The sequence below is a fragment of the Leeuwenhoekiella sp. CH_XMU1409-2 genome (genome assembly GCF_037029365.1).
GTDB classification, from domain to species: domain Bacteria; phylum Bacteroidota; class Bacteroidia; order Flavobacteriales; family Flavobacteriaceae; genus Leeuwenhoekiella; species Leeuwenhoekiella blandensis.
In genome coordinates, this window is the sequence record NZ_JAYMEI010000016.1 from 56,463 (window position 1) to 79,170 (window position 22,708).

Here is a 22,708-nt window from a genome sequence, read left to right on the forward strand (position 1 = left end):
TATGCGATCATTACTTCAACAAATAACGCCAGATTACAGAACATTTGTAGATGACCAAGTATTAACTTCTGGTCAACTCAATGAATTTCTTGAATACTTTGAGGATCAACACCGCCTAACCCGTGTATTTCTTTACGGGGTGGGAATTACCTGTGGTTTTGAAGTAAGCTTGAATACTGCCAATAAAACCATTACCATAACTCCGGGCTGCGGTATCACTACCGATGGTGATTTAATCAAATTATTGGTTAACACGGAAGAGAATACCACAGATAGTGAAACGCAATCAACAAGCACCTTTAAAAGCCTTGCGAAAGAAGCCGTAAGCTATACACATTTCAGAAATTTTGATGATAATTTTGCCAGATACAAAGCCTTTAAAGCTGGGACTTCTGATAGCGACTCATCAAATACTATCCCGCTTTACGAGTTGGTTTCTGAAGGAAATTCTAAACCTACTGATAGTTCGCTCACCACACTCGATTTAACTGATAAAGTGGTGATGCTCTACCTCGAAGCTTATCCTAAAACTCCTGACATTTGTACCGAAACCAATTGTGATAATTTAGGAGAACAACAAGTTCAACGATTACGGGTTTTACTTGTTGCTGAAGAAGATATGAAACAAATGCTATCCAATGATAGTATCTATCGCAAATATGATATTCTCGATAGCTATAAAAAGCTTGCGCCTATTAAAATGCCTCGTGTTTTACTCAACAGCGGTGCAAAAGAGGTTGAAACGGCAATAAAGGTTGATTTTATGGATTTGTTAGATGTATCCAAGTTGAGAAAAGACCTTCAGCTAACCGGTAAATATCAAAAAGAAATTATAGGGAACTATACAAGCGGTTTCAACTTTTCTAAAAAGCCTGCGCTCACGCTGGGAGCAAAAACCTTAGAGCGAAATTTTGACCGAATTGGTTCCTTTACTTCAAATAGTGTTAAGACACAATCTGAAACAACGGTTAACACTAAATCTTATGTTGCGCTCGCAAACACTTATGAAGAAAAAATAAGAGTTGTAATTCCGCAGTTGCAAGAAGCTTTAACCACTATACTTGAGAATTTTGGAGCACTCTTAAATTTCACAAATGCTTCATCATTACTGGAGTCCAGTATTAAAGCACTGGATGCTGTTGTAGAGGATGAAATGACTGATGTACAATACCGATATGATCACGTTTCAGATTTGGTTTCGGTTTACAATGCACTACGCGAATTGCTTTTAGAAATTCAAAGTGAATGTTGTCCTGATATTGAAGCCTTTCCTAAGCATTTGATTTTAGGCAAACCTAACGACAGATCAAGGTTAAGAAAATATAGACATCGCTTCTACCCTGCTTCAGTTGGTGCTTCTGCCAGGCTTCCTCTTAAAAAAGCAGAATTCTTATTGCACAAAATGCTCTTACTCTTAAAAGCATTTGAGGGGAATGTTCCTGTGAGTTTAGAAATCACACCTTCCCAAAGTTATTCCTCAAATACAGACGGGGGTGCTATTCCGTTTTACTATACACCTTCAGATGATTTGGTCTTACAGTGGAATTTTAAACTTACCCAGAGCTTTAATGAAACATTTCAGTTGAGTTATCATAAAAAGTATTTAGCAAATCATAGCGCCTATCAGGAACCTTTAAAATATGATCTAAGCAGTTTTGATTTTTTAAGAATCGAAGGAATTCACGGTATGGCGTACGATGAAGCTTTAAAAGAAATAGAACAGTATAAGAAAACGTACGGACTCAATTTTGACGTAAAAGCGATCAATATTGATCAGGAAATTGAAGACATCGATCTTGATGAATACAATTGTCATTTCAATTACCTGCATACCGATTTAAAAACCTGGCGCGAAGAACAAAACTGTATCAATAAAGATATTACAGCGTTTTTTAGTGGTTTCAATGTTGACGATCTAGGTAATCACAATTATGCTTTTGAGCAATTTGATCGCGATGATCTATTGGATAAAGACGTCTTGGTTAACCCGGATAAAATCAAAAAACCAAAAGATTTTTTATTCTCTAATAACCAAATATCCATTTTAGGAAAGCTTAATATCAATGCCGATTTGTTAGCTGAACGAGATAAAAGCGATCGTGAACCCTTAATTGCATTATTAGATAAAGCACAAAACAGCATCGCTAAAGGAGCTTCTATTGAAGAAGTATTAAATGAATATCAAACCCCGTTTTTGGTTTTAGGCGAGAAACTTGAAGTGCTCAACAGAGATGAAGCTAAAATATACACTAAGGATGCTATTAAACGTGTGAGTAGTCAGCCGAAACTGATGAAAGTATCCACTAGGGAAACTGAAAAGAAATCAGAATCTAGCTTTAATGTTTTACTCAATACCGGTGTAAAGGCCTACACTCCCTTTGTAAAAGAATCTAAGGTGAATGCTACCGTTACTGAGAATTTAAAAAAGGAAGCTACAGACCTTGGCTATGTGATGAATAGTATTCTTGATAAAGGATTTATTGGCAGCGCTACCGAAATTGAAAAAGCCATAGACCTTAAACGAAAAGAACTTTATCCCAGAATAGATCCTGAGCAACAAAATCTGTTGAAAGTAGGTTTTACCATTCCTAACGGAATTCTCTCACGTCTACAGATCGTAAGTTCTTACATTCCAGAAAATCTGGATGATGTAAGCGATGATCTTAAAGAAAAATTCAGTGCAGCGATGCAGGACTTATGTACTTATGCTAAAAAGTCTCGCGCGATCATCAACGAGATCTTCTACAATCCAAAAGCTGAATATACACATATTGGGTATGAGACGCTTTATACGTTTATGCTAGACCGTCTTGAAGCCAATTGCTGTGCCGCATCTTCTTTAGAGATTATTCTGAATGAAATTCAGACCAAAAAAGAAGAAATTCTTGACGAACTTATTTTCTCAAACTTTGCGAGAAAACATCCGGGTCTTGAGCATAAAGCCGGTGTTCCCATTGGAGGAACCTTCGTTATGGTTTACACGGGTGCTTTAAGCAATTCCAACGATAAAGAAATTCCCAGAAACACTGTAGTTGCAGATTTTGCACTGCCTTACTTGTGTTGTTCAGATTGTGCGCCTATAGGCTTTATAATTCCTGACGCAGCGACTAGCAGCAGCCTTATTCTAGACCAAAGTAGGATATGTATAGACACCAATGCTGAAACTGAAATTAAGATTGGTTTTACCAAAAGTCCGGCCGATGGAATTTTAGCATTGCTCAATAAAAATATTGAAGGTATTCGCTTTTCAGAAACTGAACTTTTTATTACGCCGTATCAGCTTAATGCCTTTGATACACCTATTCAGTTTACGGTAAATGGTCAATTGACCACAGCCAACCTTACAGCAACCAAAAAAGCAGCAGCTCGCATAACCACAAATCCGGAGCGCGTGAGTGGCTTACCGGGAAGTACGTTACCTCCCGTTCAATTCACTATCGAAAATCTGAATAACTTCAATACCGATTTGTTTAGCTTTAATTGGACCATAAACGGTAGCTCCTATTCTAACGAACGTCCAACAGTGAATCTTCCTATTCCTCAAAGTATTGATAGTGCTATTCATGAAATACCGGTTACACTCACGCTATCTAACGATTTGTGTGATTCAACGACCATTGAATATACCTTAGAAGTTATTATCGATACGCCGGAAGAAATACGAGTCAGTATTGAGAATGTCCCATTTTGCGCAAATGATGAAGATAAACATCCGTTTACGATAACTCCAGATGGAAGCGAAATTGAACTTGTAAATGACGACGTAAAAGGGATATACAACGAAGATGATACTTGGTATTTTATTCCCGCCGAAGCAGGTCCCGGCAACCACACTATTTATTTTGCTGAAATTGATCCCATTACCATTGAAGTGTATAATGCTCCGGAAACCATAAGTTTTGAGGCTGAATTAAAGGATAATGTAATGGTCTTACAAGTCAATGAAGCTATCCAGGCGGAAGAATTCAGTTGGTTTAACGATGAAGAGCTACTCGCATCCACCGCAGAACCTGTTTTTGAAATTCCACAAGAGGAAAGAGAGCAACACTTAAAAATACAGGTGGTTGTTAAAACTTTAGCTTGTGGCACACTTAAATCTGAATATCAAGAAGTTATAATCCCGGCTTTAGAAACAGACAGTCCTGATCCGGATCCAGAACCAGACCCAACACCCGAGCCTGATCCAGAACCTGATCCAGAACCTGATACTTGCACAAATGAAGTGCTAGAAAAACTGAATAAAAATAAGGAAGAGCTCACAACTGCACTTAAACAAATCGATGATCAAAATATCAGAGATATAGGGCAGCAAGTTGTAGAAATCTATGATGCTTTAATCAGTCAGCCAGACTTTTTCAAAGGTGATTATGATACCGGTTTAAAAGAAAAATTAGAACTAATTTTTTCTGAGATCGCTGAGCAAATATTCCGTAACAAACCAGAACAACGCCAGCCTTATTTCAACCTATACCTCAAACTGCAGGAATTATTTTATCTCAGTATTTATTGCCGAGACGAACAGTTTCTTGATAATGACTTGATCTTCTCAATTTTAAACTTAATTGAAAACCAATTCAATCCACAGTTTGATATTGCCATAAGTCTACTTGAAGGAATTAAATATGAAAATTGGTACGCGTTACTTAACGAGTATAGTGCTCATTTTAAAGTAGACCGCTATCAAATTCATTTTGATCAATTACTGAGATGGACAAGCTAAGCTATGACTACACAGCCCACACATATCATCAATAAAGTATTTGTAGAAGTCGATTGCAGCTCGATGGAGGAAGCTTTGCGCTTAAAACAAAATATAGGCCAATTCATAACTATAAAACTCAGTACGCATTTAAGTAAAGCTTTTGACGTATTAGACACTTCAGATGAGTTTTACACTATAGATAAAGTCGCTATCGCTTTTGAAAAAGACTTTTTAAAAGAATCTAATTTATCGGAAATCACCCGTAAAATAAGCACTAAAACTACTGAAACTTTAAGTTTAAATAGAAATGACTTATCTAATAACAATCAGCTGATTAACGATAAAAAAGAGCGGAACTATAAGGCTTTTATTTATTTCTTAGAAAATGGAAGGTATCCTTGGTTTTTTGCTGAAAGAGAAACTTTGAATCTTGTAGCACTGACTTTATTTTTAAAAGAAACACAGCCACATTCACTTACCGAATGTTTAAGTAAAACTGAAACTCAAAAACGATTAGTATATCAATTTGCAGAGCATCCAAAATTTATGTTGACGGTTTGGCGTACTTATGCCGAATTAAAAAAAATACCGAAAAGTAGAGTCAATGGCTTGGTCGCTTTAGTCTCTAAAGTTGAAGAAAAAAACATATTTGAAGAATTAGGATCGAGTCTGTTTCAATACGATCGCTTATCAGCTTTAGAACGCGAACGACGCTTGATCAAGCTTTTTGAACATTATAAATCAAAAAGCGGTTTATCACTTGAAACGCTTCAGAGTCTTTCTAACTTTTTCAACCTGAAAATTAATATAAGCTTTACACCAACAGTTTTAATAGCCTCTTTTCAAAATCTTGAAAAGGCGACCTTGGTTTTTCAGCCGTCAGAAAAAATAAGTTTCCACAAAAGCAACGATATCTCTAGAAAAGAGATCGAAAAAAGACTGAAATCTACTCCTGTAAAATTTCAGCATCAAAGACCAACACTTGATTCTGATGATACTATTGAACAACAACAATCAATCGAGAACAATTCGGTAGAAACTGATGAATCTCAAGGTTTGATTCTGCCCAACTGCGGTCTCATTTTGCTGCATCCCTTCCTCTCCATTTTATTTGAAGAATTAGGTGTACTAAATCCGCAAAAACAGATTGCTGAAGAACATTATGATCTCGTTGTACAATTACTGCATTTTATTGCCACAGGTGAAGAAAATGTAAGTGAACAGCAACTTGGCGCCGCTAAACAATTATGTGGTGTTCCTAGTTCGTACCCCATAAAAAAAGAAAGCGTCTTGCTAGAAAAGCATAAACAGGAAGCGTTTAATCTCATTCAAACCGTACTCAACTATTGGAGTGCCTTAAAAAATACAACGGCATCGGGACTGCGCGGACAATTTTTAACCCGCTCTGGAAAATGGGTCACAACCGATGAAAAAATCGAACTCTTTATCGAGCGGCAAACTGCAGACATTCTACTCGATCAATTGCCTTGGGGGCTGTCTATGGTAAAACTCCCTTGGCTCAAAAAAATGATTTATGTAACCTGGTAAATACTACGCTATGAAAACACTCAAATTATTAAGTTCTAGCCTTCTCATCTGCTTTTTGCTATCGAGCTGTGGCACTTCTTTTTATGATCAATACAGTTTTACTGAAACCCTTGAGACTAAAGCCAATGCCTTAAGTCTGGTTGAAGTTTCAGATCAAGAATACCAGCAACACAAAGTCGCTGCTCAGGCACTGATCAATAAAATTGATATGATGGTAAGCTATGAAAAGGCTAAATCGAAGAATGAAATTACCATACAGATGTGGCAGTATTTGCAAAGCGACGCAAGCAGCATCCAACAATTTCTGGATTTATGGGAAACACAAGGCACTTTAAGCACTGCTTTTAAGGCTGAATTTAAGCCGCAAGTTGCCAAGATCTTTGATCTGATGGCGAATTATGAAAATAAAAAGAACGAACAGTCTAAGCTTGCTTTGTTAGACTTAATCACGATGTGAAAAATTTGAATTATGGATTTTAAAGAACTCTACAAATCGATAAAAGCGGGAATTCTTGATTTGGTCAAAGAACGCTTTGATGAAGAAAGCAGCCTTATTAAAAACGATGTTGATCTGTTCTTAGAGCAGTCAAAAGATAAATTAGAACGCTGGGTTTTATTACTCAATCAAGGTGCCATCACTCCTGCAGAATTTGAACTTTTACTGCAAAGTCAAAAAGACCTTTTGATCATTCAAACCCTTGAAAAAGCTGGTGTGTCAAAGATAAAAATAGGTCTTTTTAAGAACGCCGCTATTAAACTCATTGTGAGTAAAGCAGTAACCCTAATTCTGTAAAAAGTTTAAGTTATGCCTGCTTTTGCTAAAAATAGAACTCCGTCTACAGATACCAAAAAACCTTCTAAAGCTGCCTTTTTTAAAGTTCAGGCAAAGCTCAAAATGGGGCAATCTGGAGATAAGTATGAGCAGGAAGCAGATACGGTAGCGCAACAAGTTGTTGAAAACACCCATGGAAATTCAGCAACCAAAGTCCAACAGAAGCCGCTCGCACAAACCATAAAACCGGGGATTCAACTCAAAGCGCTGGAGGAAGACCAGGTTCAGAAAAAAAGTGAAGAGGAAGAAACTGTTCAGGCAAAAGAAGAAGAGGAAACAGTACAAGCTAAAACTGAAGAAAATGAGGAAGAAACCCTTCAAGCAAAATCGCAAACTACTGCCACTCCATCTACAAGTATTCAGGAACGGTTAAAAAATAATAAGCATAATGGCGAACCTATGGCTCCGGCTACGCAAACCAGAATGGAGCAGAATTTCGGCACCAACTTGTCTGATGTGCGTATTCACACCGATGCCAATGCCCAAAAAATGAGTGCAGATCTTGGAGCGCAAGCATTCACTTCTGGTCGTGATATTTACTTTAATGAGGGAAAATATACGCCTGGATCACCCGAAGGTGATGGCTTGCTTGCACACGAATTGACGCATACGATTCAGCAAGGTGCAATTGCTACTAACAAATCGATAAAAATCAATTCGGTAAAACCTAATAAGGCAACTGTTTCATCAAAGGAAACAGCAGTTCCAAAGCAGGATTCTATTTCAGAACCTGTGAAGCAAAATTCAGAAGAAACAAAGAAAGAAGGGTTTCAATCTCAAGAGAATTCAGCACAAACCGAAACTCAAGATCCTAAATACCCTACTTCTGCTCAAGAAAATGAAGCCTTTCAGGAATTAACCGAATCTATAACAAACAGATCAAGGGCTGCTCAAACAACGCCCGATGCCGACGTTTCTGCTCAAGCTGGTGCGGCAGCTGCACCACGCGCTGCTAATGAACAAATGGGCGGTGCTCAAGCCAATCAAGTTGAGGTAATGAATGCGCAAGAACCGGGAGTTTTTGATGCTGTAAGTTTCAAAAATCGCCTGATGGAACGTATTGAGGCGATGCAACTTCCGGCAAATGAAGAAGAGGCAGATGACTTTGAGAGCAATAATGATATTGATTCGGTCACTCAAGCCGGAGTTGGGATGGCCAATGCAGAAAGTCAGCAAGCATCTGGAGCGATTAACCAAGCGACAAGCACAGCACCAGATCCTAATTCGGTTGCACAACGTGAGGTTGCAAACATTCCTGAGGCTCCCGTAGGTCAGCGACCCGCAACTGTAAACGCAAACGCAGCTGCACCTCCTCCCCGTCCTGACAGTCAAGTACAGGCTCCTTTACAACAAAACGTAAATGAAATAGATCAGCAATTAGAGGCAAATCAAGTCACTGACGATATGCTTCATAACAGCAACGAACCTGCCTTCGGTAACGCATTAAACGCAACGAACGAAGCTCGTGACCACGCGAATCAAGCTCCTGCAGCATTTAGAGCCTCAGAGCACGCAAGTTTAACTTCCGCACAAAATTCTGCGCAGCAAAACAGCAATTCCCAACTTAACGCTATGCATAACAGCAGAGCTGCCTCGCTGGGAAGTGCTCAACTGGAGCAACAAAACACAGCAACTGCTAACAGCGCTGCCCGAGAACGCATTGCATCAGAAATCAATATGCTGTTTGAAAGCACAAAAAATGCAGTTGAGACTATTTTAAGTGAACTCGAAGAGCAGGTTGCATCTAAGTTTACCACTGCAGCAGAAAAGGCCAAGAAGGTATTTGAGGATTATGTAGCACGCAAAATTGATGCTTATAAAGCTGAACGCTACAGTGGTCCAGGTGGTGCGGTCACTTGGGTGGGAGATGCATTTACCGGTTTACCCGAAGAAGTCAATGCCTTTTTTGAAGAAGGCAGAGAAAAATACATCGAAGCGATGGATAGTGAGCTTACAAGTATGGCGGAATATATCGCTCAGAAACTCACCGAAGCAAAAACCAAGATTACTGAAGGCAAACAACAAATTGCAGACTATGTTGCAAGTCAGCCTCAGGAGCTTCAGGATATCGCCGAGGAAGCCGCGGGAACTATTCAAAGCAGGTTTGACGACCTAGAAAATGCTGTAAATAGCAAGCAAGACGAACTTATTGAATCTCTCGCACAACAATATCAGGAAAGTCTTGCTGAAATAGATGCGCGTATTGAAGAAATGCAAGCGGAAAATCGCGGACTTATTGATATGGCGATGGGTGCTGTTATGGGCGTCATTCAAACGATCATCAATATCAAGAATATGCTCACTAATTTATTGAGTGCAGCACTAGAAGCGATAGGTGCGATCATATCTGATCCTATCGGGTTTTTGATGAATTTGATACGCGGTGTGAAAGAAGGCTTTTTGAATTTCGGTACCAACATCATGACGCACTTGATGAATGGTTTAGTGACGTGGTTAACCGGTGCCTTAGGGCCAATGGGAATTACAATCCCGGAAGACATCTTCAGCTTGAAAGGAATATTTAGTCTGGTAATGCAAGTCCTCGGGCTCACCTGGGATTATATGCGACAAAAAGCAGTAAAACTTCTGGGTGAACCGGTAGTACAAGCTTTAGAACTGGGTTTTGAACTTTTTCAAATCATCAGAACCGAAGGAATTGCCGGTATTTGGGAATACATTAAAGAACAGTTTACTGATCTAAAAGAAACGGTGATCGAAGGCATACAAGATATGATCATTACCACCGTTGTTGACGCCGGAATCAAATGGGTTTTAGGATTGATGAGTCCGGCGGGTGCCTTTGTCAAAGCCGCGATGATGATCATCGACATTGTCAAATTCTTTATAGAACGGGGAAGTCAAATTATGGCTTTGGTCAATGCATTTATCGAAGGTGTAAAAGCAGTGGCTTCAGGAAACGTTGGGGCTATTGCCTCTAAAATTGAAGAAGCATTGGGGCGTGCCGTACCCGTAATCATTGGCTTCCTAGCTTCGTTGTTAGGCATCAGCGGACTCGCTCGCAAAGTACAAAACCTCATTCAGCGCATACGTCAACGCATAGACAAGGCTATTGATAAACTGATTCTTAAGGCAAAGAAGGCGTTTTCAAAATTAGTGCGTAAAGGAAAAGCAGCTGCTGGAAAATTTGTAGACTGGTTAGGTATCAAAAAACGCTTTAAAACAAAAGATGGTAAAGCGCACAAAGTTTTTCTGGAGGAAAAAGGCGGAAAAACAGAGATCATGGTTCAAAGCGAAAAGCAGCTTGTAGGTGAGCGATTGCTCAAAGCAAAACAAGAAACACAAGCCATGGATGATGGAGAAGAAAAAAACAAACGATTGGTTGCCGAGGCTAATATTGATACCTATTTAAGTGAAACCAGAGCAATTACAAGAAAAATAAACAAGGAAGAAGCTAAGGGTGCACCTGACGCCACTAAAATTGATAACTGTAAAGAGAAATTAGAACAAAAGCTTATTTCTACAGCAGATGATTTGGAAACTATTGGAGTAGAACCAGGATCTGTCGGAACCGGTGATAATGCAATGTTACAAGAGATAGGAAAAAAATACCTCAAAAAGAATAATACAGAGCTAAGCGTCTATGGGCAAAATCACGAAGCGTTAGTTAATACCAGTGGATATCATTTTAGCTCAAGCAATAACAAAAAGATTATTGTTCGAAAAGAAGCTTCCGATGCATTCCCTAAACTCTCTTTTGACGAGGAAGGAAAATTGAAGTTAGGTTCAAGTAGTGGTTCAAGTACGCCAGAACACACCAATTATATTCCAAAAAAGAAAAAAGTCTGGGAAGAAAATGGAAAATATATTGTCGAATATCATACTAAGAAATATGATGATGAAGGTAAAGAAATAAAAGAAGGGATTGATCCTAAATTTAGAATAGACATTACCTACGCGCAGGCCTTAGAGGGCAGCCCTGACGAAATTGAAACACGACAAGTAAAAGGAGAACGTCTCAAATTAAAGCCTACTGGTGGAGGTAGAGGAAAAACAGATAGTGCACAAGCAGGTTTCCACAATGCCCATCTTATCGCTGATCGCTTTGGAGGATCTGGTAAAAATAGTGCGATGAATATTTACCCAAGTTCACCACTATATAATACAAAAGATATGAAAGGTAAAGAAGATACTATTGCCAACCTTCTGTCTAACCCTAGTTCGACACATCGTACAGCTAATTTTGATATGTCTGTAAAGGCTACAATACGAGGAGAAAAAGCAAATCGTTCTGCTTTACAAGCTATGATTAATGAAGAAGCTAAAAAAGACAATGAACTGCAGGTGACTGATATCAATAGAGATATGGCCAACGACCTTACCACACTTGTAAGAAAAGATATCTTAGGAAAACCAGGACAGTTTCAAAATGTGCTTTATAAAGTTAATAGCAAAATTATGGACTCAGATAATCCTGAAGCTGGTGAGAAAGAAAAGAACATCACCAAAAGCATAGGTATTGACACGGGATATACAGATCTCATAAACAAGCTTTTAAAAGAAAAATAACTAATTTAAAGTCTGAAAAACTAACCCATCAACACCATGAAAACATTACGCTATCGCTCTAGAGGTCAAGAAGTATATTTTTTAGAAGAACTCCTGCAGAAATTAGGTTATGAGGTTTACGTCTCTACCTATTTTGGCTTAGACACCAATAATGCTGTTAAAGACTTTCAGCAAAAAAATAATCTGGTTGTTGACGGCATCGTAGGCTTAAAGACTTGGAGTAAACTGCTGGCTCAGGAAAATCAAATTTTTGATGCAAATTCAAAATTGCTTAGTGAACAAGATCTGATTGATTTCGCGCAGCGCTATGACTTAGAATTGGCTGCGGTAAAAGCTGTCAATGAAATTGAGAGTAACGGTAAAGGTTTTCTGGTAGGTGATAAACCGCGTATTCTTTTTGAAGGTCATATTTTTTGGCGACAATTAGAAGCTAAAGGAATAGATCCCAAAAACTATGTTTCTGAAGAGAGCGCTAATGTGCTTTATAAAAAATGGACACGCATTTATTATGTGGGCGGTTTGGGAGAATACGACCGTATGAATAAAGCTGCGGCTTTAGGTGACCATCCTGACTTTAAAGCTTCGGCTCAAGCTTCGGCATCTTGGGGGATGTTTCAAATAATGGGCTATCATTTTAAAAGTTTAGGCTATACTTCGGTTGATGCATTTGTAGAAAAAATGTTTGAACACGAGCGCGAACATCTGGCGGCTTTTGGGAAGTTTTTAGAGGTCAATAAACTCCTGAAACATTTACGCTCAAAAAATTGGGCAGCTTTCGCCAGAGGCTATAACGGTCCCGGTTACGCTGCAAACAAATACGATATTAAACTGGCAAAAGCCTATGCTAAATACTCATAAGCCTTATGAGTACAATACAACGTTTAGGTTTTGATACAATTATGCAGCATTTGCAAGAGCTTGTAATTTGGCGATTGAGAAATCCTGATTTGAGCTTTGACGAAGCACCACAATTAGATCGTAAAGCCCTCCCCGACTCGCTATTAAAACAACTTATCATAGTCTTAGAATTAGATTCTGCAGAAATCGCAATACTCTTACTTGTGATGGCTCCTAACCTTTCACCAGAACTTCTAAAATTTTGTGTGAATCAAGTTTACCCTGATGGTGGCGAGCTTCCCGAACTTGGAGGAATACAAGGCAAAAATCACCGTGGCATCTTACCCACTGCAGAGACTGCACTGTTTCTCATCGCAGGGGTAAATATAGAAGCGAGAGTCCAAAGCTGGCAATATTTTGATAAGCATAGTAAACTTATCGCAAATAAGATCATTCAACTAGAAAAGCCCGAAAAGAACGAACCCAAAATGAGTGGAGCATTGATTTTAGATGCTGAATACACGGCTTTGCTCATTACAGGTAACATACCAGAACCTGAGTTAAGCATTGAGTTTCCTGCTTCAAAGATCGAAACACAACTTACCTGGGATGATTTGGTTCTTAATGCCGAAACCCGACAAGAAATTCGGGACCTTGAAATATGGTTGAAACATAACGAAACGCTTCAGCAAAAACACCACACGACAAGCAGATTTAAGCAAGGCTATCGCGTACTTTTTCACGGTCCGCCCGGAACAGGAAAGACGTTAACCGCAAGTCTCTTGGGAAAATATACAGACCGCGAAGTTTACCGTATCGATCTTTCAACCGTAGTTTCAAAATACATCGGTGAGACCGAAAAAAACTTGGCTAAACTTTTTGACAAAGCCCAGTATAAAAACTGGATTCTTTTCTTTGACGAAGCCGATGCTATTTTTGGTAAACGCACTCAAGTGCGCGATGCGCATGACAAATATGCCAACCAAGAAGTTTCCTATCTTCTACAACGTTTAGAAGAGCATCCCGGACTCGTCATTTTAGCCTCCAATTTTAAAAATAATATTGATGCAGCATTTACCAGACGCTTTCAGGCATTGGTTCACTTTACACCGCCGGAATATGAGGAACGTTTGGTTCTCTGGAAAAAAGCACTGCCCAAAGGATTCAAATTTGAAAAAGCGATCGATCTAAAGATCATTGCAAAAACCTACGATATTACGGGTGCGCATATTAGCAATGTTATGCATTACTGTTGTTTACAAGCTTTAGATCAAAACACCCAGATCATTACTAAAGACATTTTGCTCAGAGCACTCAAGCGCGAATACAAAAAAGAAGAAAAGATGTTTTAGCTATATTTGATTAAGACTTATACGGCACACTATGGCAAAGCACAGAATCGACACAATGGCCTTCTCCGGAGTTTATCCGCACTACATCACAAAAGCCGAAAAGAAAGGACGAAGCAAAGAAGAGGTTGATCAAATAATCTTTTGGTTAACCGGTTATGATGAAAACGCTTTGGAGCGTATTTTATCTGAAAAGACAAATTTTGAAACCTTCTTTGACGAAGCGCCTCAACTCAACCCTAATGTTTCTAAGATTACCGGAGTAATTTGCGGGCACCGCATTGAAAATATTGAAGACCCCTTGATGAAAAAGGTACGCTATCTAGATAAGCTCATAGATGAGTTAGCAAAGGGCAAATCTATGGACAAAATTCTTAGAAAATAGGAAAGCCATGGCCAACCTTAAACTTATTTCTGCTGCGTTCTTAAAGGAAGTTGCCTTTGGCAATATTGATAAAGCATTTTCAAAATATGTGTCCGAGAATTTCATCCATCACAATCAATACTTCGAAGGTTCACGAGATGCCTTAATTCAAGCGATGAAAGAAGATCATCAAGCAAATCCTAACACAGGTTTTGAGGTTAAAAAAATTTATGCTGATGGTGATACGGTCATCACCCATAGTCTGGTGACTAAGAAAACAATGCAAATTGTAGTAGTACATATTTCTAAATTCCAGAACAATAAGGTCATTGAGATGTGGGATATAGGGCAGGAAGTCGAAAAAAATTCTCCAAATGAATTAGGGTTATTTTGAGTTTAACGTATTACTAGAAACGCGACTTCAAATCACAATAACCTCAATTTCAACGATTAAATTTTATTAAATAATTAAAATAGCCTATTTTCTGAAGGGTTTTATTTCATTATTAGAAATTTATCTGATACTAGATCTAAGACACATTCAGTTTTTACCATCTTTATTTTTAATTATCAACTATGAATAAGTTTTTATACGCCTTCGCCTTGCTTACTATTATAAGTTTATCATCCTGCGAGAGAGAAAACAAGTTTGAGACTTTACAGGTCTCCTCCCCTAACGATTCAAACCAAATCACCTTCCAACTAACCGAAGATGGTCAGCCTTCCTACACGCTCAAGCACAACGGAAAAACTGTAATAGATACTTCTGCTATGGGTTTTGAATTTAAAGACCTGAATACATTGAGTAAAAATTTCAGCATTATAGATGCTAAAACCGGCGGGCTAGATGAAACCTGGGCTATGCCTTGGGGCGAACAACTTGAAGTGAGAAACCAGTATAATGAACTCATCGTGTATCTTGAAGAAAATACTCCTGAGCAACGAAAATTGAATATTCATTTCAAAGTGTACGACGATGGTGTGGGTTTTCGTTATGAATTTCCGCAGCAAGACAATCTAGATGAACTATTAATTACTGATGAAAACACGGAGTTCTCTTTAACCGGCGATCATAAAACTTGGTGGATTCCGGGAGATTGGGATATCTACGAGCATCTTTATAATGAGACCAAGTTTTCTGAAATAGATGCACTTTCTAAAGCAAATAATGAAGATTTGAATGCTTCATACATTCCAGAAAACGCAGTAAACACCCCTGTAACTATGAAAACGGAAGACGGTTTATATTTGAGTTTTCACGAAGCTGATCTTACCGATTATGCAGGAATGACTTTAAAAATACATCCTTCTGAAAACAAAATGGTGAGCGAACTCGTAGGCTCTGAGCGTTTGGGCGGAAAAGCTAAAATTAAATTACCCTTCAACACACCTTGGCGCACGATACAAGTAGCGGACAAAGCCGGCGATCTCATCGAGTCTAAAATGATTTTAAACCTTAACGATCCTAATGCCTTAGGTAATGTAGATTATTTTACTCCAATGAAATACGTTGGTATTTGGTGGGAAATGCACATCGGTAAATCTACCTGGGATATGGAAGGCACCCAAGACATGAATACCTTCACTGTGGGAGAAAAAGGTTCTTCACAACATGGTGCAACTACTGAGAATGCTAAAAAATATATTGATTTTGCTGCTGAAAATGGGATCCAAGGACTATTGGTTGAAGGCTGGAATACCGGTTGGGATCAATGGATCAATACCGACGACCGTGAAGGCGTTTTCGACTTTATTACACCCTACCCTGATTATGATTTTGACGAAGTAATGGCTTATGCAAAAGATAAAGGTGTTGAAGTGATTATGCATCACGAGACGTCAGCTGCCCCACTCACCTATGAGAAACAGATGGAAGCTGCTTACGACTTTATGAAGGCAAACGATATCAACTCAGTTAAAACAGGTTATGTAGGTGAAATTATTCCGAAAGGAGAATATCATCACGGCCAGTGGATGGTGAAGCATTATCAAAAAGTTTTAAACGAAACAGCAAAAAAAGAAATTGCAGTCAATGCGCACGAACCTATAAAAGCGACCGGAAAACGCAGAACCTATCCCAATGCTATTGCCCGCGAAGGTTTGAGAGGTCAAGAATTTAATGCTTGGGCCTCAGACGGTGGTAACCCACCCGCACACTTGCCAACAGTCGCCTTCACGCGAATGCTTTCTGGTCCTATTGATTTTACGCCTGGTGTTTTTAACATCAAATTTGATGATTATAAGAAAGGAAATCGCGTAAATACTACGCTTGCACATCAGTTGGGTTTATATGTAGTGATTTACAGTCCTATTCAAATGGCGTGTGACCTTCCCGAACATTATTTGGTTGATGGTGAGGTACATCCGGCATTTCAATTCATTACTGATGTAGGCGTTGATTGGCAACAGTCTAAAGTTCTTGATGGCGAAGTAGGCGATTATGTAGTTATTGCGAGACAAGAGCGCGAAACTGATAATTGGTTTATAGGCGGTATTACTGATGAAAACGCAAGAACGTTTAAGATAAACTTTGATTTTCTAGAGGAAAATAAAACCTATAAAGCCCTTATTTATAAAGATGGTCCTGATGCCGATTGGGAAAATAATCCACAAGAGTATATGATTGAAGAAAAAGAAGTGACCAAAAATTCTACACATACCATTCAAATGGCAGCCGGCGGCGGTTTTGCTATAAGCCTGATGGATTCAGAATAAAAATTTTGAAACTTTGTAATAGAAAGCCTTTGCACTTGCAAAGGCTTTTTTATTTAGTCAAACTCCTCAGAACTAACACATAAAACATTTCATTTAAATTCAGTTTTATTTAAAAGGAAACGTCGCAGCATTCAATCTCGATAATCGAGAAAACTAGTGTAACACTTGTTACGTATAAAGCTTGCGAGTTTTAGGTTATTTGCATCGTTAAAACTATGAACAAAGAATTTTAAACCCCTAAACTATGAATTGGATTTATGATCCTTGGCCTTGGTATGTATCAGGTCCGCTTATTGCCCTTACGATGTTTGTGCTGCTTTTTGTAGGTAAACAATTTGGAATGTCCTCAAACCTAAGAACATTATGTTCTGCTGCCGGTGGTGGTAAAAAAGCTGATTTTTTTAAGTTTAACTGGAAGAATGAACGCTGGAATTTGACCGTTATGATAGGTGCTGTAATAGGTGGTTTCATTGCATCACAGTATCTCTCAAATAATACGGTTGAAATCGCAGACGACGTGGTCGCTACCCTTCAGGGATACGGAATAAACAGCGCTGGAGAAGCCTACTTACCTACAGAATTATTCAGCATTGAAGCTTTAAGTAATCCTAAAAACCTATTGATCTTGATCATTGGAGGGTTTCTTGTTGGTTTTGGTGCGCGCTATGCAGGTGGTTGTACCTCGGGTCATGCCATTTCCGGATTGAGTAATTTACAGCTTCCATCTCTAATTGCTGTTATAGGCTTCTTTGTTGGTGGTCTTGTGATGATTCATTTTATTTTTCCCTTAATTTTTGCATAATGAAAACGCTAGTATATCTCTTTATAGGAACCTTTTTTGGTATTTTAATGTACAAATCTGAAGCTGCATCTTGGTTTCGCATTTTTGAAATGTTTGAGTTTGGTGCTTTTCATATGTATGGCATCATCGGTTCTGCATTGGTACTGGGCGTTATTGGCGTTCAGATCATCAAAAAATTCAACATAAAGGCTATAGGCGGCAAAGACATGCACCTTAAGCCAAAAAATAAGAGTGTTTCCCGCTACGCTATTGGCGGGGTTTTGTTTGGTTTAGGGTGGGCGTTGGCAGGTGCCTGCCCCGGACCTATGTATGTACTTACAGGTGCAGGTTATGTTTCTATACTCATCGTTATTTTTGGCGCACTCCTGGGCACATTTGTTTACGGAATGGTCAAAAATAAACTTCCGCATTAGAAAAAGTACAACTGATAATTTGAGACTTCTCTTGAGTTTTTAGTTAATGCGCTAGGACTTATGAGAAGTTTTCTTTTTTAAGGCTATATTGCTGTTGGTCAACACTTAGCACACCCAAATGCTTTGCGTGCTATTTTTAAGAGAAGCCCCAATGCTTTTAAGCTTCTTTATGGTCTAAGTTTCCTATTTTTGCAAAAAATTCAGAGTTATGCTTATCATAGGAATCGCCGGTGGTACCGGGAGCGGTAAAACGACCGTGGTTAATCAAATTGTTCAGGAATTACCTGAAGGTGAAGTAACGGTAATCTCGCAAGATTCCTACTACCGTGATAATTCACACCTTTCTTACGACGATCGTGTAAAAATTAATTTTGACCATCCCAAATCTATAGATTTTGAATTGCTCTGTAAGCATTTAGATCAGCTAAGAAATGGAGAAACTATTGAACAGCCGGTTTATTCTTTTGTAAAGCACAACCGTACCAAAGATAAAGTGATCACGCATCCGCGAAAAGTAGTTATCGTAGAAGGAATTTTGATTTTAACACATCCTGAAATACGCGAACTTTTTGACATTAAAATCTTTGTTCACGCAGATTCTGATGAGCGTCTTATACGTAGATTGAAACGTGACATTGCCGAGCGTGGCCGTGACCTTGAAGAAGTTTTAACGCGTTATCAGACCACCTTAAAACCCATGCATCAACAATTTATCGAACCTACTAAGGAATATGCAGATATTATCATACCTTATAACCGATATAACAATGTTGCGATAGATATCGTTCGTAGTATTATAAATCAACGTTTGGTATAATTCAAAAAGCTCAACTGTGTCCTTTTTCAAAAAGCTTCGTCAGAAAAAATGGTTCCGTATTTTGGGAAATAAATACGTGCTCATCTTGGTGATCTTCACCATTTGGATGGTTTTTTTTGATACCAATTCGTGGTTCATTCACAAAGAACTGAATGATGAGATTGACAAACTCGAAGGTAACCGAGCTTATTTCAAACAGGAGATCAAAGCAGATCGAAACCAGATCAATAAACTAAAAGACGCTCGAGAATTAGAGCGTTTTGCCAGAGAAGAATATTATATGAAAAAGGAAAACGAGGAACTATTTATCATTGAATATGAAGACAGCCTAAAAACTAAAAATGATGAGTAAACCCCTTTTTTCTGAATTTTCACCGGTATCGGCAAAAGCCTTTAAACAAAAGATCCAGTACGATCTTGATGGTGCAGAATATAACGAGACCTTGGTCTGGAATTCTGCAGAAGGTATTTCGGTTAAACCTTTCTATCACCGCGAAGAGACTCAAGCTTTGCCTATCCCCGGCCAACCCAAAACCTGGTCTATCGCAGAAGAGATTTTTATTTTAAAAGCTGAAACAGCTGCTACAACAGCAAAAAAAGCACTGGACAAAGGTGCGGAGGCCCTATTCTTTAAAGCTGAAAACAAGTTCGACATTGCTCAACTCCTTGAACAATTACCACAACAGGAACTTGTGCTCTATTTTAACTTTAGCTTTTTAGATTCTGCCTTTAATGAGGCCCTGTTGCAGCAAACAGCTTCAAAAGGATTCCAATGTCATCTTAACCTTGACATTCTGGGTAATCTAGCATGTTCAGGAAACTGGTATACTTCTCAAAAAGAGGATCATAAAGCTTTAGAGCAACTTTTTTTAAATCCCCAAAACGATAACGTTATAGGCGTTGACCTGACGCTTTATCATAATGCAGGAGCCCATAGTATTCAAGAACTTGCTTACGCTCTTGCACACGTAAATGAGTACTTCAATCACTACGGCGCTCTTTTAGGAAACCAACAAATAACTTTTAAAGTTGCCTTAGGGGGTAATTACTTTTTTGAGATTGCAAAACTCAGAGCCTTACGCTTACTTTTTGCTAGGCTGGCTGATGAATACAACCTGAATACGCAATGTCATATTCTTGCTATTCCCGGATTACGCAACAAAACACTTTATGATTATAACACCAATCTGCTACGCACTACCACCGAAGCAATGAGTGGTATCCTGGGAACTGCAGATACTATTTGCAATACCGCTTATGATGCGATTTATCATAAAACCAATGAGTTTGGACAGCGTATCGCGCGTAACCAACTCCTGATCTTAAAGAACGAAAGTTACTTTGATCAAATTGAAAATCCTGCAGATGGAACTTATTATATCGAGAATCTCACCAAACAATTTGCAGAAAAGGCTTTAGCCCTCTTCAAAGAAATTGAAGCCGGCGGCGGATTGGTAACCCAACTTATAGAAGGAAAAATTCAGAAGAAAATAAAGGATTCTGCTGCAAAAGAACAGAAAGCTTTTGATGAACAACAAAAGGTTTTGGTAGGCACTAATGCGTTCATTAATAGCGAGGATAAAATGAAGTCAGAACTCGAACTGTACCCATTTGTAAAAATGAATCCGCGTAAGACCTTGATTGAACCCATTATTCCAAAACGTTTAGCCGAACAAATGGAACAAAAAAGATTGAAAGATGAGTAGAAAGGATATACAACATCTCCGTATTACAGATACTTTCAAATCTGATTCGGTTCAAAAGAATACTTCTACTGAAGCTTTAGAACATTTGGATTTTGCTGCAGGAATTCCGCCGTACTTGCGTGGCCCATATAGCACGATGTATGTGCGTAAACCTTGGACGATCAGGCAATATGCAGGATTTTCTACTGCCGAAGAAAGCAACGCTTTTTACCGACGTAATTTAAAAGCCGGTCAAAAAGGGCTTTCCGTAGCTTTTGACCTGGCTACACATCGCGGGTATGATAGCGATCACGAGCGCGTAGAAGGTGATGTGGGAAAAGCCGGTGTGGCAATAGATTCAGTGGAAGATATGAAGTTATTGTTTGATCAGATTCCGCTGGACAAAATGAGCGTTTCGATGACGATGAACGGCGCGGTACTTCCTGTTTTAGCATTTTACATCGTAGCAGCCGAAGAACAAGGCGTTCAATCCAAACAATTGCAAGGCACGATTCAGAATGATATTCTGAAGGAATTTATGGTTAGGAATACGTACATCTATCCGCCAGCCCCTTCTATGCGTATCATTTCTGATATTTTTAAATATACCTCAGAGCATATGCCCAAGTTTAACAGCATTTCGATTTCGGGCTATCATATGCAAGAAGCAGGTGCCACTGCAGATATTGAATTAGCGTATACTTTGGCAGATGGTCTCGAATATATCCGCACAGGAATTGAAGCCGGATTAAAGATCGATGATTTTGCTCCGCGCCTCTCCTTTTTCTGGGGAATAGGAATGAATCACTTTATGGAAATCGCAAAAATGCGTGCTGCCCGTATGCTTTGGGCAAAAATTGTAAAACAATTCAATCCTCAGAATCAAAAATCCCTTTCGCTTAGAACACATTGTCAAACCAGTGGCTGGTCGCTTACAGAGCAAGATCCTTTTAATAATGTGGCGCGCACCACGATTGAAGCTGCCGCGGCCGCTTTTGGTGGAACTCAAAGTTTGCATACAAACGCTTTAGATGAAGCGATCGCTTTACCAACCGATTTTTCTGCACGCATTGCGCGAAATACACAGCTCTACCTTCAAAAAGAAACCGAAATTACGCGAACAGTAGATCCTTGGGCCGGCAGTCATTATGTTGAAAAACTAACTAAGGAAATTGCAGATAAAGCCTGGGAACATCTCGAGGAGATCGAAAAACTAGGCGGAATGACCAAAGCTATTGAGAAAGGCATTCCTAAGCAGCGCATTGAAGAAGCGGCAGCACGTAAGCAAGCGCGCATAGATAGCGGAAAAGACATCATCATTGGTGTCAATAAATTTGCTTTAGCACACGAGGATGAACTCGCTATTCTTGAGGTGGATAATGTTAAAGTTCGTGAGCAACAATTGGAACGTCTTGCAAACCTAAAAGCCCAACGAGATCAGAAAAAAGTTGATGAAGCCCTGAAGCAATTAACAGCTTGTGCAACATCAGGAAACGGGAATTTGCTAAATTTAAGTGTTGCAGCGGCACGAGAACGTGCGACTTTAGGCGAAATATCAAAAGCGCTCGAAGATGTATTTGGCCGTTATAAAGCACAAATAAAATCATTTAGCGGAGTGTACAGTAAAGAAGTAAAACAGGATCAGACATTTTTAAAAGCCCAAGAGCTGGCCAATAAGTTTGCTAAACTCGAAGGCAGACGCCCGCGCATTATGATCGCAAAAATGGGTCAGGATGGTCACGACCGAGGCGCAAAAGTAGTAGCTACAAGTTATGCAGATGTAGGTTTTGACGTTGATATCAGTCCGTTATTTCAAACTCCGGCAGAGGTGGCTAAACAAGCCGTAGAAAACGATGTGCATATTCTTGGTATCTCCTCCTTAGCCGGCGGCCATAAAACTTTGGTTCCACAGGTAATTCAACACCTTCAAGACTTAGGCCGCGACGATATTATGGTCATTGTGGGCGGTGTGATTCCGCGTAAAGATTATGAGTTCCTGTTTAAATCAGGAGCAGTTGCAGTCTTTGGACCCGGCTCCAAAATAAGTGAAGCAGCAATTTCTATTTTAGAGATTTTGCTGCAGAGTTTTGAAGATTGATTCCCTCTAAAAATAAAAG

The 22,708-nt window shown here is 39.1% G+C and carries 16 protein-coding genes; all 16 read left to right on the forward strand.

Translation table 11 applies throughout. The features are described from left to right. The first annotated feature begins 1 nt into the window (after position 1). Entirely contained in the window at positions 2-4,720 is a 4,719-nt protein-coding gene (locus WA338_RS15435) for a hypothetical protein (protein ID WP_272985596.1), read from the forward strand. A gap of 3 nt (positions 4,721-4,723) precedes the next feature. Next, positions 4,724-6,250 carry a contractile injection system tape measure protein gene (locus WA338_RS15440; RefSeq protein ID WP_336094069.1) on the forward strand — a complete coding sequence of 509 codons (1,527 nt, stop codon included), beginning with the start codon at positions 4,724-4,726 and terminating at the stop codon, positions 6,248-6,250. Between the two features lie 10 nt (positions 6,251-6,260). Further along, positions 6,261-6,707 carry a hypothetical protein gene (locus tag WA338_RS15445; RefSeq protein WP_009780092.1) on the forward strand — a complete coding sequence of 149 codons (447 nt, stop codon included), beginning with the start codon at positions 6,261-6,263 and terminating at the stop codon, positions 6,705-6,707. Positions 6,708-6,719: 12 nt separating this feature from the next. Then, the gene (locus tag WA338_RS15450; protein ID WP_009780091.1) at positions 6,720-7,043 is read left to right on the forward strand and encodes a hypothetical protein; all 324 of its coding nucleotides are present in this window, start codon (positions 6,720-6,722) and stop codon (positions 7,041-7,043) included. Between the two features lie 12 nt (positions 7,044-7,055). Further along, positions 7,056-11,609: an eCIS core domain-containing protein gene (locus WA338_RS15455; protein ID WP_336094072.1), complete on the forward strand. Its 4,554-nt coding sequence runs from the start codon at positions 7,056-7,058 to the stop codon at positions 11,607-11,609. 36 nt (positions 11,610-11,645) lie between these two features. Next, on the forward strand, positions 11,646-12,467 hold the full coding sequence (locus tag WA338_RS15460) for an N-acetylmuramidase family protein (protein WP_336094074.1): 822 nt from the start codon (positions 11,646-11,648) through the stop codon (positions 12,465-12,467). A 5-nt stretch (positions 12,468-12,472) separates the two neighbouring features. Then, on the forward strand, positions 12,473-13,798 hold the full coding sequence (locus WA338_RS15465; RefSeq protein WP_009780088.1) for an ATP-binding protein: 1,326 nt from the start codon (positions 12,473-12,475) through the stop codon (positions 13,796-13,798). A gap of 31 nt (positions 13,799-13,829) precedes the next feature. After that, entirely contained in the window at positions 13,830-14,180 is a 351-nt protein-coding gene (locus WA338_RS15470) for a DUF2200 domain-containing protein (RefSeq protein WP_009780087.1), read from the forward strand. Positions 14,181-14,187: 7 nt separating this feature from the next. Further along, a complete protein-coding gene (locus tag WA338_RS15475; RefSeq protein ID WP_009780086.1) occupies positions 14,188-14,553 on the forward strand; it encodes a nuclear transport factor 2 family protein in 366 nt (121 codons plus the stop codon). Between the two features lie 182 nt (positions 14,554-14,735). Further along, on the forward strand, positions 14,736-16,874 hold the full coding sequence (locus WA338_RS15480) for a glycoside hydrolase family 97 protein (protein WP_336094077.1): 2,139 nt from the start codon (positions 14,736-14,738) through the stop codon (positions 16,872-16,874). 244 nt (positions 16,875-17,118) lie between these two features. Further along, positions 17,119-17,676, forward strand: coding sequence for a YeeE/YedE family protein (locus WA338_RS15485; RefSeq protein ID WP_009780084.1), 558 nt, complete (start codon positions 17,119-17,121; stop codon positions 17,674-17,676). After that, positions 17,676-18,089, forward strand: coding sequence for a DUF6691 family protein (locus tag WA338_RS15490; RefSeq protein ID WP_009780083.1), 414 nt, complete (start codon positions 17,676-17,678; stop codon positions 18,087-18,089). The genes WA338_RS15485 and WA338_RS15490 overlap by 1 nt, the downstream gene beginning before the upstream one ends. Positions 18,090-18,297: 208 nt before the next feature. Next, positions 18,298-18,906 (forward strand): uridine kinase, encoded by a 609-nt coding sequence (gene udk / locus WA338_RS15495; protein WP_272985610.1) that lies wholly within the window; start codon positions 18,298-18,300, stop codon positions 18,904-18,906. A gap of 61 nt (positions 18,907-18,967) precedes the next feature. Continuing rightward, positions 18,968-19,258, forward strand: a complete 291-nt coding sequence (locus WA338_RS15500; RefSeq protein ID WP_009780081.1) for an FtsB family cell division protein — start codon at positions 18,968-18,970, stop codon at positions 19,256-19,258. Continuing rightward, entirely contained in the window at positions 19,251-20,612 is a 1,362-nt protein-coding gene (locus WA338_RS15505; protein ID WP_273016280.1) for a methylmalonyl-CoA mutase subunit beta, read from the forward strand. Before WA338_RS15500 ends, WA338_RS15505 begins: the two co-directional genes overlap by 8 nt. Continuing rightward, complete coding sequence (gene scpA, locus WA338_RS15510) at positions 20,605-22,689, forward strand: methylmalonyl-CoA mutase (protein WP_336094082.1); 2,085 nt, start codon at positions 20,605-20,607, stop codon at positions 22,687-22,689. Before WA338_RS15505 ends, scpA begins: the two co-directional genes overlap by 8 nt. Positions 22,690-22,708 lie beyond the last annotated feature (19 nt).